Source organism: Moorena producens 3L, assembly GCF_000211815.1.
GTDB lineage: Bacteria > Cyanobacteriota > Cyanobacteriia > Cyanobacteriales > Coleofasciculaceae > Moorena > Moorena producens.
In genome coordinates this window covers 73,725-88,032 of the sequence record NZ_GL890973.1, presented here as the reverse complement: position 1 = coordinate 88,032, position 14,308 = coordinate 73,725, and the positions used below count along the sequence as shown (strand labels likewise).

General features: G+C 43.0%; 10 protein-coding genes and 1 pseudogene. 7 read left to right on the top strand and 4 right to left on the bottom strand.

Annotated elements, in window-relative coordinates; all coding sequences use genetic code 11:
• The first annotated feature begins 62 nt into the window (after positions 1-62).
• The 4 genes and pseudogenes from rpsR (at position 63) to LYNGBM3L_RS32120 (ending at position 5,884) form a co-directional block, all read left to right on the top strand.
• Complete coding sequence (gene rpsR, locus LYNGBM3L_RS32135; RefSeq protein ID WP_008191262.1) at positions 63-278, top strand: 30S ribosomal protein S18; 216 nt, start codon at positions 63-65, stop codon at positions 276-278.
• A gap of 343 nt (positions 279-621) precedes the next feature.
• Positions 622-2,679: a ribonuclease catalytic domain-containing protein gene (locus LYNGBM3L_RS32130; RefSeq protein WP_008191260.1), complete on the top strand. Its 2,058-nt coding sequence runs from the start codon at positions 622-624 to the stop codon at positions 2,677-2,679.
• Positions 2,680-2,949: 270 nt separating this feature from the next.
• Positions 2,950-4,296, top strand: a pseudogene (locus tag LYNGBM3L_RS32125) (RNA-guided endonuclease InsQ/TnpB family protein).
• A gap of 13 nt (positions 4,297-4,309) precedes the next feature.
• The gene (locus LYNGBM3L_RS32120; RefSeq protein ID WP_044495721.1) at positions 4,310-5,884 is read left to right on the top strand and encodes an ammonium transporter; all 1,575 of its coding nucleotides are present in this window, start codon (positions 4,310-4,312) and stop codon (positions 5,882-5,884) included.
• A gap of 227 nt (positions 5,885-6,111) precedes the next feature.
• Here the strand turns inward: LYNGBM3L_RS32120 and LYNGBM3L_RS32115 are convergent, their stop codons facing one another.
• The gene (locus LYNGBM3L_RS32115; RefSeq protein WP_008191251.1) at positions 6,112-7,305 is read right to left on the bottom strand and encodes a hypothetical protein; all 1,194 of its coding nucleotides are present in this window, start codon (positions 7,303-7,305) and stop codon (positions 6,112-6,114) included.
• A 142-nt stretch (positions 7,306-7,447) separates the two neighbouring features.
• Positions 7,448-7,792: a hypothetical protein gene (locus tag LYNGBM3L_RS32110; RefSeq protein ID WP_008191249.1), complete on the bottom strand. Its 345-nt coding sequence runs from the start codon at positions 7,790-7,792 to the stop codon at positions 7,448-7,450.
• 185 nt (positions 7,793-7,977) lie between these two features.
• Between LYNGBM3L_RS32110 and LYNGBM3L_RS32105 the strand changes: the two genes are divergently transcribed.
• On the top strand, positions 7,978-8,373 hold the full coding sequence (locus LYNGBM3L_RS32105; RefSeq protein WP_008191247.1) for a hypothetical protein: 396 nt from the start codon (positions 7,978-7,980) through the stop codon (positions 8,371-8,373).
• Between the two features lie 240 nt (positions 8,374-8,613).
• Here the strand turns inward: LYNGBM3L_RS32105 and LYNGBM3L_RS32100 are convergent, their stop codons facing one another.
• Positions 8,614-8,808, bottom strand: a complete 195-nt coding sequence (locus LYNGBM3L_RS32100) for a hypothetical protein (RefSeq protein WP_008191245.1) — start codon at positions 8,806-8,808, stop codon at positions 8,614-8,616.
• Positions 8,809-9,584: 776 nt separating this feature from the next.
• On the opposite strand from LYNGBM3L_RS32100, the gene LYNGBM3L_RS32095 reads away from it, so the two are divergent.
• Together LYNGBM3L_RS32095 and LYNGBM3L_RS48135 are read left to right on the top strand one after the other, a co-directional pair.
• On the top strand, positions 9,585-9,917 hold the full coding sequence (locus LYNGBM3L_RS32095) for an STAS domain-containing protein (protein ID WP_008191243.1): 333 nt from the start codon (positions 9,585-9,587) through the stop codon (positions 9,915-9,917).
• A gap of 246 nt (positions 9,918-10,163) precedes the next feature.
• Positions 10,164-13,064, top strand: a complete 2,901-nt coding sequence (locus LYNGBM3L_RS48135) for a TIGR03960 family B12-binding radical SAM protein (protein ID WP_008191239.1) — start codon at positions 10,164-10,166, stop codon at positions 13,062-13,064.
• A 343-nt stretch (positions 13,065-13,407) separates the two neighbouring features.
• On the opposite strand, the gene LYNGBM3L_RS32080 is transcribed toward LYNGBM3L_RS48135, so the two are convergent.
• The gene (locus LYNGBM3L_RS32080) at positions 13,408-14,277 is read right to left on the bottom strand and encodes a pentapeptide repeat-containing protein (protein WP_008191234.1); all 870 of its coding nucleotides are present in this window, start codon (positions 14,275-14,277) and stop codon (positions 13,408-13,410) included.
• Between the last annotated feature and the right edge of the window lie 31 nt (positions 14,278-14,308).

Sequence of the window (14,308 nt, the reverse complement as noted above, 5' to 3'; positions counted from 1 at the left end):
GAACAAATGACTATAATCAGTAACCAGTAACCTAAATAACCAATCACCAATCACAACCAATCATGACTTACTTTCGTAAACGTCTCTCTCCGATCAAACCCGATGAACCGATCGACTATAAAGATGTTGAGTTGCTGCGCAAGTTTATCACTGAACGGGGAAAAATCCTACCCCGCCGCATTACTAATCTAACGACTCAACAACAACGAAAGCTAACCACAGCCATTAAGCGAGCAAGGTTCTTGGCTTTGCTACCCTATATTAATAAAGAAGGTTAAGGTGAACAATCACGGTCTTCCTCTGGGATATTTCCCGTGTGAAGAATCAAATATCAAATAAGAAGGATGAAGGATGAAGTATGAAGGATGAAATGGGGTGATCGATGGCTGAGGCGCGCGATGCAGTGGCCTCACGGGGAATTCCCCCACTCGCGCTCTGCATCAAGACATGGTTAACTAAAAACTTGCGACCCAACCAGGAGTTACACTGACCACTGACAACTTCAGACTTCAGACTTCAGACTTTAGACTTGACCCCGTCTGCCGAGTTGGGTATCTCAACAACACAGGATAGACTGGGGGGAGGTGGATTTGGTAAACGCTACCCGGGTTATCAGAACTGGTGGAAAAGGGAACACTAATCGAATTTCGCTTACAAGGAGAACGCCATCTCGCTGTTGTCGATCGTCCAGAGGGCAAGAACCACTTGATTGCTTTGGATCAACGGGGGAAACTGCACAAGCTCCATCCTCGACAAGTCACCTACACAGTGGCAGATTCTACTTATGAGCCATCACAAATACCAGAGTTTATTGCTCGAGTACAACCCTATCTAGACCCAGATAGCTTAGAATTAGCTTGGGAATTACTGGTGGAAGAAGGAGAGGCGGTTACCTGTGCTGACATGGCACAGTTATTATTTTCTGAGCAAAGTCCACCCCAGTGCTATGCGGCACACTGTATTCTGTTTGAAGACAAAATCTATTTTAAACAAAAAGCACAAACCTATGAACCCCGCTCCGCTAGCATGGTGGCTGAAATCAAGCATCAACTGGCAGCGGCTCAATCAAAGCACCAGGAACAAGAAGAATTTTTGAAGCGAGTACAGCAAAAGTTAGGGGGTGAGCAAGTAGAGTGGGTTGATAGCGATCGCACTCGCTTTGATGCTCTAGAACGGTTCGTTAGTGAACCAGATAAACCATCTCGTGCAGTTCAGGAAACTCTGGAAGCACTAAAACGCCCTCAAAACCCAGAAAATGCCTTCGATTTATTGATAAATTTGGGTTTGTGGCGTCCTCACCAGAAGTACTTGCTGCGTCATAAAATCCCAACTCAATTTCGTCGTGAGGTACTCGAATTGACCCAGCAATACCTGGCAAATCCTCCTACTGACCCAGATTCAGATCGCTTGGATTTAACTCATCTGAAACTCTACACCATAGATGATGAAAGTACCCAAGAAATAGATGATGGTTTGAGTATAGAAGATCTAGAGGATGGCACTCAGCGTCTGTGGATTCACATCGCTGACCCAACCCGCTTGGTAATGCCAGGGGATAATCTTGACCTAGAAGCACGACGGCGTAGTACCACCATATATCTACCCACGGGCATGATTCCCATGTTCCCATCGGAACTGGCAACTGGTCCAATGAGTTTGGTTCAAGGTCAAGTCTGTGGCGCACTCAGTTTTGGCGTGATCTTGGATCAAGATGGTGCCATCTATGACTATCAGATTCACCCCAGCCTGATTAAACCCACCTATCGCCTGACTTATGAAGATGTAGATGAAATGTTGCAGTTAGGGGTACAGGCAGAAACAGAACTGTTTGCGATCGCTAACTTGGCTGTGCGTCGGCAAAAGTGGCGCAAGTCTCAGGGGGCGATTAGCATCCATATGCCAGAGTCGGTAATCAAGGTGGGAAATGATGACCAAATTACCATTGAGGTGTTAGAAGATTCACCATCACGGCAAATGGTGGCAGAAATGATGATTCTGGCAGGTGAAGTGGCTGGACGCTATGGTCAAGCGCACCAAATTCCACTACCATTCCGAGGACAACCCCAGCCAGAACTTCCATCCCAAGAAGAACTGCTGCTATTGCCAGCCGGTCCAGTGCGGTTCTGTGCCATGCGTCGGTGTATGCCTAGAAGCGAAATGAGCATTACCCCAACACGCCACGCTAGTTTGGCTTTGGAAACTTACACCCAGGTAACCTCTCCGATCCGCCGCTACACTGACTTAATGACTCATTTCCAGCTGAAAGCTCATCTACGGGGTGACCCCCTACCCTTTGAAGCTGAAGATTTGCTCGAAACGATGCAGAGTGTAACCAGAACAGCTAAGGATGCTAGTGAAGTAGAACGTGATACCAACAAATATTGGGGATTGGAATATTTGCGGCGTAACCCGAATCAGGTTTGGCAAGTATTAGTACTCAGTTGGTGGCGAGAAAACGAGAATAAGGGCAACATTCTCCTAGAAGAGTTAGGTCTAGAATTGCCCATGCGTTTCCAGCGTTCGGTTCAATTAGGCGATCGCTTACACGTCAAAGTCAGTCATGCTGATCCCCGTAAAGAAGTTATTCATTTTCAAGAACTAGCGAACTCAGAGGCTCAGCTTCCTTTTAACTCAAAGCTAGAAGATGGCTCAGCTTCTGCTGTGAACAGATTCGCGTAAATCTCTGTCCTTTTATAAAAATCCCCCAAAGCCGAAAACCCCGTGTCTAATGACCGGGGATGAAGGCTCACAGCGGCTTGACGCGCCTAGAAAAATATTTCAGGAAAATCCGGAATTTTAGTCTGGATGTTGTAAAATAAGGGAGTGAACAGTTTAGGTCCCAGACGAAACCTTAGAATAGGGTCGCCTTTATGGTTTGTCGGCTATGGAAAAAGGGTTAAAACTGTTGTTATAAGGCGACCCTATTCTTACGGTAACTTTAAGAAGCTGATGATCATTTTAGAGTTCAAGGCGAAAGGAAAAAAACATCAATACTCTGGGATCAACGAGGCTATCCGGACAGTCCAGTTCATCCGTAATAGCTGCCTCAGGTATTGGATGGAAAATAAAGGGGTCAACAAATTTGACCTTAATAAGTACAGTGCAGTCCTTGCTAAAAACTTTCCTTTTGCTAATGAATTAAACTCTACTGCTCGTCAGTCTAGTGCTGAAAGAGCATGGTCATCAATTGTTCGATTCTTTGATAACTGCAAGAAAAAAGTACCTGGAAAGAAAGGTTTTCCTAAGTTCCAGAAAAACTGCCGCTCAGTGGAGTATAAACAGTCTGGATGGAAGTTATCCCCTGACAAGAAGTCAATCACCTTTAGTGATAAAAAGGGTATTGGGAAGCTTAAGCTTAAAGGTAGATGGGACTTGTGGCGCTTGGATAAAAAGGAAATAAAGCGAGTCCGTATAGTTCGCCGGGCTGATGGTTATTATGTCCAGTTTTGTGTTTCAGTTGATATCAAAGAGGAACTAGAGCCAAGTGGGACAGCTATCGGCTTGGATGTTGGACTAAAATATTTTTACACTGATTCCGCTGGAAAAACTGAACCAAATCCCTGCTTTTACAGAACGGGAGAAAAACGCCTTAAGTTCTACCAGCGTCGAGTTTCTCGCAAGAAGAAAGGCTCATCCAATCGAAATAAAGCAGTTAATAGACTAGGCAGACAGCACCTTAAGATAAGTAGGCAACGTGAAGAGAACGCCAAGAGACTGGGAACGAAGTTACCGTAAGAATAAAGAAGCCTTTATGGTTAGTCGGCTATGCATAAAAGGGTTAAATCTTTGTTATTAAGGCTTCTTTATTCTAAGGTTTCGTCTCCGGCGCGCTGCGTAATCTGTTCTAACGATCTGGTCGCCTAGGTCGACTTAAGAGCCAAGAACCTAGTAAAAAATCACTGCCTCGCTAAGTCTATTAATGATGCAGGTTGGTATCAGTTTAGGAAATGGATGGAGCACTTTGGCACCAAGTTCGGAAAGGTAACAGTTGCAGTAAATCCTGCATATACCAGCCAAAACTGTTCCAATTGTGGCGAAGAAGTTAAAAAGTCCCTATCAACTAGGACTCATACGTGCAAGTGTGGTTGTCAGTTAGATAGAGACCACAACGCCGCAATAAACATCCTTAAGAAAGCCTTGGGTACGGTGGGGCACACCGGAACCTGGATCTTAAAATATCTAAACGCTTCAGGAGAATCGGCCTCTACTGTTCTTGGTTCCGGCCAGGTTCAGCAAGCTGGCTCGTTGAATGAAGAATCCCCGCGTATGCGCGACCGGGGAGTGTCAAAAAACTAGAAAGCTTGCTTTGATGTCTCGACATAAGTACAAGAGATTAAAACACCAAATCATCCGGGTACCGAGCCGTTGGTACTTCTGCCTATCTTTGGCTATTACCATCCTGCTGGGATGGCTTGGTGTAGCAGTAGCACAAGATAGTAACACGAATAATTTCACTAACCTGTCTACTATCTGGTTGTTAGTTTCATCTTTTCTAGTCTTTTTTATGAATGCTGGCTTTGCCATGTTAGAAGCCGGGTTATGTAGACGGAGAAATGCGACTAATGTCTTGGCTAAAAATTTGATAGTTTTCTGTATATCAGCCTTAGCCTTTTGGCTAGTTGGCTTTGGCTTAATGTTTGGTGATGGCATCACTTACAGTTGTGTTCCAGGAGAAAATAATAGTTTAAGTTTAGTGGGTCAAAAGGGGTTGTTTTTTAATCTTCCCTTTCCCCAATTTGGAAATCTTGGTTTTCCAGAATCAGGATTTAATTGTCTCAATCAAGATTGGTCTAATCGCTCCTTTGCGGCTCTATTTTTATTTCAGTTAGTCTTTGCTGGAACTGCAGCCACTATTGTTTCAGGAGCTGTTGCTGAACGGGTAAAATTCTGGGCATTTCTCCTATTTAGTTTTTTCCTGGTTGGTTTTATCTATCCCGTAACCGGTCACTGGGTTTGGGGACACTATGGTTGGCTAGCCAAGGCGCTAAAATTTCATGATTTTGCGGGTTCAACTGTAGTCCATAGTGTTGGTGGTATGGCTGGCTTGGTAGGGGCTTGGCTACTAAAGCCACGACAAGGTCGTTTTGGCTACAATTTAAGAACAGATAGATATGAAGGTCTCGAAACTGAAAAGTTCTCTGCCGATAATCTGGGTTTAGCCACCTTAGGCTGCTTAATTCTTTGGCTGGGCTGGTTTGGTTTTAATGGTGGCTCAGCAAAGGATCTCGATTATGTAGCTAATACCATCACAACTACCATGATGGCAGCAGCAGCTGGTGGAATATCCAGCGTATTTTTTAGTCCAATTATCCTGGGAAAACCCAGTCTAGCCTCAATTATCAATGGCATTTTAGGTGGGTTGGTGGGAATTACAGCCTCAGCTGCTTTTGTAGATATCAAAAGTGCATTTATAATTGGCTCTATCAGCGGTATTTTTGTCCTTTTAGGCGAATATTTTCTACAAGTTTGGAAAATTGACGACCCCGTAGGTTCGATTCCTGTTCACCTTTTCTGTGGATTTTGGGGAACGATTGCCTTAGGAATCTTTAGTAGCAATAGTTCTCTGTTGTACTCGGAACTTGATGTATATGACGATCCATTATTACAAGTGTTGTGTCAGTTCTTAGGCTGGCTGATTATTATCATTGTAACAGCTCTATTGAGTTTATTAGGTTGGCTATTAGTTAGCCTAATTTTATATTATGCAAGCCATATCAATGAGCGGATTAGCGGCAAACAACGCCATAGGAAACAATTACGTCAAACCCAATATTTTCAATTGGGAGAATTTATCTTAACTATTTTTGAAATTGCTCGTCGAGGAATTAGGGTATCTTTGGAAGAAGAAATCAGTGGTAGCGATGGAGTTTTTTATAATCCTTAGAAGAATCTGGCTTATCAGTAAATAGCTAAGTCTTTAAAAGTAGGCAATAAAATAAATTTTTATTGACTAAAACCAGTCTATTAAGTTAGATTAATTAGTTAAATTAATTAGTTATTTAGTTAACTGTTTGCTAAAAATCCATGCATGAATTTCCTATTCCCTGTTCCCTGTTGCCACAACTACTGATTTAACAATTTAATTTAACAATTTAACAATTTAACAATTGATTACCCCAAATATTTAGCAGCTGGACAATCTAATTTTATTAGATAGTTTCTCAACCAATTAGCATAATTCTCATTATTCCTATCCCATCGACGGAAAAAACGTGGAAGAGATTTTTGTTTAAACTGGTAGTAACGCTCTGATACTTTACAAAGATTTATAGTAGCTTGCTTGAATTCACCTTGACTAGCGAGCTCTTCTATAGCATAGGAAAACTGCAATTGATCTAACATTGACTGACATAGCTTGGGAAAAGCACTATTTTGACTCTTTATCTTTCTAAGTTGCTCTATTTGTTCTTTTCTGGTAGTAAATTGGCGTCTGCATATGTCCTCAGAAGCAAGGTTTTTTAGTTGATCGTCTGCTCTTCTAGCACTAGTACACTGAAATACACCAAAGGTAATGACTAGAAACAAGGCGATCAAGCCACCCCAAAAACTAATGGGTGATGGGATTCTGCTAGCTGATGAGGTAGCCAAGGTTGTGGCTTGGTCTGGCTCTAAAGGTACTACAGTTGATTGGTTGGGCTCGTCAGTTGTTAGATCTGGGTGTTTGGGTTCATCAGTTGTCAGCTCTGAGTGTTTAGGCTGGTCAGTTGTGAGATCTTGGTCTTGAGTAACTGGGGTGATTGGTAGGTTAGGAAAAGCAATGGCGATGGCTTGATCAGTAGCATCTGTCGTCAGCTCAGATGCCAACCAATAGTCTGTACTGGTCAACTGTGCTAACTCTTGAGCTACCCAGCTGTGATTAAAAACAACCTCATAAATACGGTTAGAAACTTTTAAATTTCCCCCCTGGTTAATCACCACACCGGAGTTGAGCAACACTTTTTGTTCCCAACTGTCATTTGCCATCATGACTCCCTGCAAAATTTTCTGATATAGCCGCAGGAATTGTTCTTCGAGCAAGAAACTACGAATATCTTGCAGAAGTTCAGCGGCTTCCTGAGTTTCCCAATTTTCAACGAAGTGAGTTTTGACTAGTTCTTCGACTTTGAGAGCTTCCTCACCAACAGGGATGGGAGATTTAGAGTCAAGGATAACTTGACAAAGCTTCTGGGTCAAAAAAGGCTGAGAGCCAGTCCATGCCAGTACCTCGTCTAAGACAACATCAGGGTTACTCAGATGCTCAGCCAATGCGAGTTTGAATGGTTCGAGGATTTTAGCCACCTCAGGTTTATCCTGCTTAGAGGTCATTTCATTCCTTGTGTATTCCAGACTATTTTTCCTTCAAACATATTTTGTGATAGTCTTGAATTTTCGATCAAGATTAACAAGGAATTTCTATGATCTACAAGCCAGGTTATGGGTAAGATATGGGGTGTAAACTACATGTCCACTACATGTCCATTACATCCAACCCCTCTGATGGCATAATCTTTCCCCCAAACGACTTAACTACATCTTCAAACAAGGGCATATCATCCTGTGGGATTTCCACTACTACTACCATTTTGGCATATTCCTCTGCTCCTTCTTCCTTGTATTCTATTTGCTCGAAGGGCAGGTCTGTTGTCCAATCGTCTGAATTGCTATCAATCATAGGGACGTTGGGCAACAGTTCTTCAACTGGGATAGCGCGAGGTTTAAAAGGCAGATCGACGCAAAATCGAGGCAGTGCCTGATGAGAAAAATTAACGAAATCCACGGGATTGCTAAACACGACTGAAACTTGGACTTTCATAATCTATGCTATGGTATTAAATCTATTGAGACTAAGTTGAATTAATACATCATAGCAAAGATGAGCAGTGAGACAGCCTCTGACTTCCAGTCATGGCAAATCTGGGTCTAATACCCCCGTTAACCAAACTGGTAATATGAACATTATATTGTATCGCAATGACTCAATTTAGGAATTGATGCCTGGTGAATAAAGACCTATCAAGGAGTTTGGTTTACGAGTTCCAGCCTCATCAGATTATTTGTTTAGAGCATGACAATACTCGTTTATACGCTGAAGTGATCGAATTTGTGTCATCGCGACAAATGTGTTGGGTGCGTTCTATGATATTGGTCACCTTGCATAGTCAAGAGCCTGTGCCAGTGGAACTCCCTGAACAGCTTACTCTTTACGACCTACGCTCTGGACCGGATTTACTTTGGCCAGCGAGTTTATTACGACTAGCCTTAGACACTGAAGTAATTCCCCTCTTGGTTCGGTTAGATGACCCTGATGTCAATGTAGAAAGTGACCCTGATGCTCGCCAGCAACTAAGTTATTTTATCTGTGCAGTTTGGCAAGCTTATCCTGAAAAGTTTTAAGTTTTTTTAATGGTTAATCGGTAATAGGACTTTGCCAACTCAATGGTGATCTGATCACGACTCAAGCAGTAGCAAGTCAGACCCCTTAGGAGAGTAAACTAAAGTTGTAGGGGTTTTGCCACATGTAGCTGTCAGAGCTTGCCCCAACCCTGAAAGTCATGGCTAAAAGTCATGGCTAAAAGTCATGGAGTAGTTACCAAGCCTCCGAGCTGGTCTAGCCTTAGTTTATAACCACTTTTTCTAGTGACTCGGAACTAGCTGTACACGACCAGCATCCATCTCAGACATTAATAATTCCAGTGCTTCGTAATCCACATCAGAGATGTAACCAGTTTGAGTTAGTTCGTAGTTAATTGCATTTTCTATATCAGGAGTCAATTTCCTAATATAGAGGGCTTTTTCTACTAGTTGACGAATAACAAATGTAGTTTTCACAATTACTTACCCACAATTCCATATAACTTTATTGTCTTCTGAAATTACTAGCCACTATAGTGATCTTTATCTTATTGGGATGTGATCTAAATCACTGATGAGGTGGATTGGTACTCTCTGACATATATATTACATATATATTATATGCCTTTTGGACTTAACTCAGAAAGCTTAACCTCAACGGAAGAAGCTATGCCGTTTCAAGGGTTAGAGGTATTGAAGTTTAGGTGCGACCCGTTCGCGTAGCGTTGGCAAAGCCAATAGGTGCGACCCAAGGGCGATTTATTCGCCCTTGGAGGCGCGCACCAATAGGTGCGAATTTAATTCTTAATGGGTCAAGCGCACCTAAGGCAGTTATAAGGACATACTGCTTAGTACTACTTGCCTCTACACCCTAGTTAACGTTATACTTATCTAAGGCTAAACATTTGGCTCAAGCCTATAACAAAAAGTATTATATTTCTATGTCAGGGCAGCTCTATTTAGTTAACGTAACAAAAATTATTAAAATTTAATCCCTACTTATAGGCATCAACTGAGCCATGCTCTTAGCAACTTAGACCATCGGAAATGAAAAATAAATTACTTAACTTGAAAAAAAGTAATATATGATACATTTTGATGGTAAGTTTAATGAAGATTTCAAAAACCATTAGCAATCTGTAAAGATTCGGCAAAGTCTATCAGAAGTGGTATGGAATTAGCGAAATTCCATACTATCTTCAATATATTCTCTATAAAATTTTATTGGATTTGACCAAGTGAGGAGTCTACTCATGACACAGGCGACCCTGAGTGCAAAATTAAGAATTATTCAACCTTCCGGTCATATTAACGCTTCTAATGCAATTGAGTTTAAAAGTCAGTTGACAGAAGCTGTGGTGGCTGCTGAGGATTCGGCTTTGTTGGTTGATATGCATCAGTTAGAGTCTCTCGACAGTGCTGGCTTAATGGCCTTAATTCATGGTCTGAAGCTAGCAAGAAGTCTAGAGAGGCGCTTTGGTCTTTGCTCCGTAGCTCCTTCAATTCGAATTATGCTGGAGCTAACTAAATTAGATGGGGTGTTTGAGATTTTTGACAGCCATGAGGCTTTTGCTACAGCCCTCTAGGGGGTTGGAGTAGGTTGGGAAGCTAACTCAATGGCTCTGAGTGCAGCAAAATCATAGGAAATCTTGGGAAGATTAAGTGCTTACAGCGATGATGATGGGAGGAGATAGGGAAATACCAGTTAAGAAGTATGGTGGTTATTATCTCCCTCACTTCATCCACCTTCACCCCCTTATCTCTAGCCTGAGTACTGATAAAATCAAAGGTGGATCAGGGTTAACTGCATTGAAAGCAGTAATAAAGTTTCTATGGCAATCACTGTAGAGGAAATATTAACACCAGACATCAACAGACCAGCCCGTTACTTAGGTAACGAGTTGGGAGCAGTCCATAAACCTTGGGAAGAAGCTGAGGTACGCTGGGTATTGACTTATCCAGAAATCTATGAAGTGGGGGCTTCTAACTTAGGCCATATCATCCTCTACAATATATTGAATTATCAACCTAGGCAATTATGCGATCGCGCCTATCTACCTGCCCCAGACTTGGCAGCTAAATTACGTTCCACTCAAACCCCTCTGTTTGCTGTCGAGAATCGGCGACCTCTGAAAGATTTTGATATTATTGGCTTTAGCCTTAGCTATGAATTAGGGGCAACCAACATCTTGGAAATGTTGGATTTGGGAGGAATTCCCCTGACCTGGAAAGACCGTGCTCAGTTTGATATATCGGAAATACCCCTAATTTTTGCAGGTGGACAAACGGCGACATCGAATCCTGAACCCTATGCTGATTTCTTAGATTTTGTTGATCTTGGCGATGGGGAAGAATTGTTGCCAGAGATTGGCTTAGTAATCGAAGAAGGCAAAGCAGCTGGCTTAAGTCGAGAAGCGTTACTCCTGGATTTGGCTCAGATACCAGGGGTGTATGTCCCCCAATTCTATGATATGACTGAGGATGGCTCAGTTAAACCCAACCGCCCTGATGTGCCGAAGCGGATTTTGCGGCGTGTGGCTACACCGATGCCTGCCTATGCTATTGGACTAGTACCCTATATCCAAACGGTTCATGACCGACTCAAGATCGAAGTGCGACGGGGCTGTACTCGGGGTTGTCGCTTCTGCCAACCTGGGATGCTGACTCGACCAGCGCGGGATGTGGAACCAGAAAAAGTGGTGGAAGCTATTGAACAAGGGATGCGTGCTACAGGGTATAACGAGTTTTCCCTTCTATCCCTGAGTTGTTCGGATTACCTGGCTCTACCAGCGGTGGGGATGGAAATCAAAAATCGTCTTAAGGATCAGAATATTTCCTTGTCCCTACCGAGTCAGCGGGTAGACCGCTTTGATGAGAATATTGCCAATATCCTAGGGGGCAATCGGCAGAGTGGCTTGACCTTTGCCCCAGAAGCAGGAACTCAGCGGATGCGGGATATTGTTAATAAGGGACTGACTAATGAAGAACTGCTCAGGGGAGTAAAGACGGCATTTGAGCAAGGCTGGGAGAAAGTCAAGCTCTATTTTATGATTGGTTTGCCCGGTGAAACGGATATGGATGTGTTGGGGATTGCGGAAACGGTGCGTTGGTTGCAGCAGGAGTGCCGTGCTAAAGGCAGAAAAACCATTAAGTTTAACATAACTGTTTCTAATTTTACCCCAAAACCTCACACCCCATTCCAGTGGCATTCCGTATCGACTTCGGAGTTTGAACGCAAGCAGGAATTACTCAAACAAGTATTTGGTCAGATCAGGGGGGTGAAGGTTAATTACACCGATGTTCGGATTTCGGCCATGGAAGATTTCGTGGGACGGGGTGACAGACGCTTAAGTGCGGTGGTGCGCCGTGCTTGGGAATTGGGGGCAGGGATGGACTCCTGGATGGAAAGCTTGGATCGGGCATTTGCTGCTTGGGAAAATGCGATCGCTTCATCAGGTCTGACCTGGAAATATCGCCAAGTAGAAAATGGCGAATGGAACGTGATGGCGGGTGTAGAAGAGTTGCAAGTTGGAAGGTTGTTCGCGAAGCGTGGCCAAAAGGCCAAGGTTGAAAGTTCAGAGCAACCAGCTAACCTACAACCAGCTAACCTACAACCAACTAACCGACAACCAACTAACCGACAACCAACTAACCTTCAACCAGCTAACCTTCAACCAACTAACCTTCAACCAACTAACCTTCAACCTTCTAACCTTCAACCTTCTAACCTTCAACCTTCTAACCTTCAACCTTCTAACCTTCAACCAGCTAACCTTCAACCAGCTAACCTTCAACCGTCAACCCTTAACGCCCTTGATGCTCCCTTGCCTTGGGATCATATTGATACGGGAATTGATAAGAATTGGCTCAAGGAAGATTTACAACGGGCGTTAGATGCAGCAACGGTACCGGATTGTTCCTTTGATGGGTGTTCTCACTGTGGTGTGTGTGGGATTGATTTTGGTCATAATGTAGTGATTGAGCCGCCACAGATTCCGCAATTTGCTGGTCACTTTAAACCCAATACTAATAAGGATCAGCGGCTGCGGGTTTGCTTTGGGAAGTTGGGGGATATGACCTTGTTGGGTCATCTGGATTTGGCAAGTCTGTTTGAGAGAGCAGTAAGACGGGCGTCACTGCCAATTCGATATAGTGGGGGGTTTCGGGCTAATGCTCGGATTATGATTGCTAATGCGTTGCCCTTGGGAGCGTCTAGCAGTGGGGAGATTGTGGAGTTTGAGTTAACTGAGAAAATGCCAGTTGAGGAGTTTAGGGAAAGGCTGGTGTCTCAGTTGCCTAAAGAGATTCCGGTGTATGGGGTTGAAGCAGTGGATTTGAAGGAACCTGCGGGAACTCAGCTGTTGGAGAGAGCTGAGTATTTGATTCGAGTTGAGGTAATATCAGAAGCGTCTTGGGAAGAGTGGCAGGGTTGGATTGAAGCAATCAAAGGTAGTAAGGAAATTTGGTGGGAGCGGTTTACGAAGTCGGGGAAGAAGCAGTGGGTGAATTTATGCGATCGCTTATTTGACTTCGAGGTGATCGAACCCCAAAAATCCAAAGATGGTGAAGAGGAGGTTGCGGAGTCTGGGGTGGTTTTGCGGTATGTGGGGAGTTGTTTGAATGATGGCACGATGTTGCGACCAGAGCACATTATTTATATGTTGGAGCAGGTGGCGCAGCGGGAGTTTCGTTTGTTGCATGTTCATCGGCAACGGTTGATTCTGCGCAATTGAGAAATTTGGCGTTGCTGAATTAAGGTATGATTGGCTAAAAATGTGGCGTTGCTGAATCAATCAATGAATATGAGTGGGGTGGACATCCTGCCTGCCCAAAAAGATCCGGTGCGCTTGACCCATTAAGAATTAAATTCGCCACGGGTCGCACCGTCAGGAACGGGCAAGATGCCCATTCCACAAAACTATTCAAATCATTCCATTATTAAGCAACGCCTCAAAGAATGGTCTAAGGAAAAGAAAATCACTGCTTTGATAAGGAAAGCCAATGGTACGGGAGTAATCAAAATTAGCCATTACCCATTACCAATAATTATCTTCTCACTGAGCTGGATTGATCTAGCTAACAATTATTATTTTTAATCCTGCCATTAGGCATAATAGTGTTACAGAAAATAGCATCATTTAAGTCAGCCTTAGCTAATTTAGCCTTTTTAAGATTAGCATGGCTGAAATTAGCCTCACTCAAATCAGCATCATGAAAGTCAACACCTTCTAAATTGGCATAACTTAGGTTGGCGGCTCTCAAGTCAGTATTATACAGTCTTGCACCACTCAAATTAGCATGACTAAGGTTAGCGCCACACAGTTCTTCATAACCTAGGTTGACATTTTTCAAGTCTAAACCGCTTAAGTCAGCCTCGGCACAAATAAAGATTGCTCCGGCTTTTGATGGGTTAAATCCAGTCGGAAACTCAGTGTATGACGTATAGATAGCTTTGGTAAAATTTATACTACTCAGGTCAGCTTTTTTCCAGCCATCAACCCCTAGCATACGGGCATAACTGAGGTTAGCATTGCTCAGGTCAGAATCACCTACGTAAACCTCACATAAGGTAGCATAACTAAAATTGGCATCCCTGAGCTTACTAGTAGCTATATAGATTACAGATAAATCCGCATAACTCAGATCAGTACCACTAAAATCACAGTTTTCCAAGGTTGATTCAGAGGCTACTATATGACTCAAGTTAGCCTTAGTAAGGTTAGAATTTTCGATAGTGGTTTCGTATAGGTAAGCATTCCTCAAGTTAGCATGACTTAGATCTACATCATCCCAAGTAGCTTCCTCTAAATCAGCATTACTCAAGTCCGCATTTTTTAGACAAACACCCTTGAAATTAGTACTTTTTAAGTTAGCCTTTTTCAAATTAATACCAGAAAAATCTCTTTCACCAGCTTCGTAGCGTTTTAGGAATTCATCACGATTCATAGTATGCACCATAATTTATTTATTTTGAGCT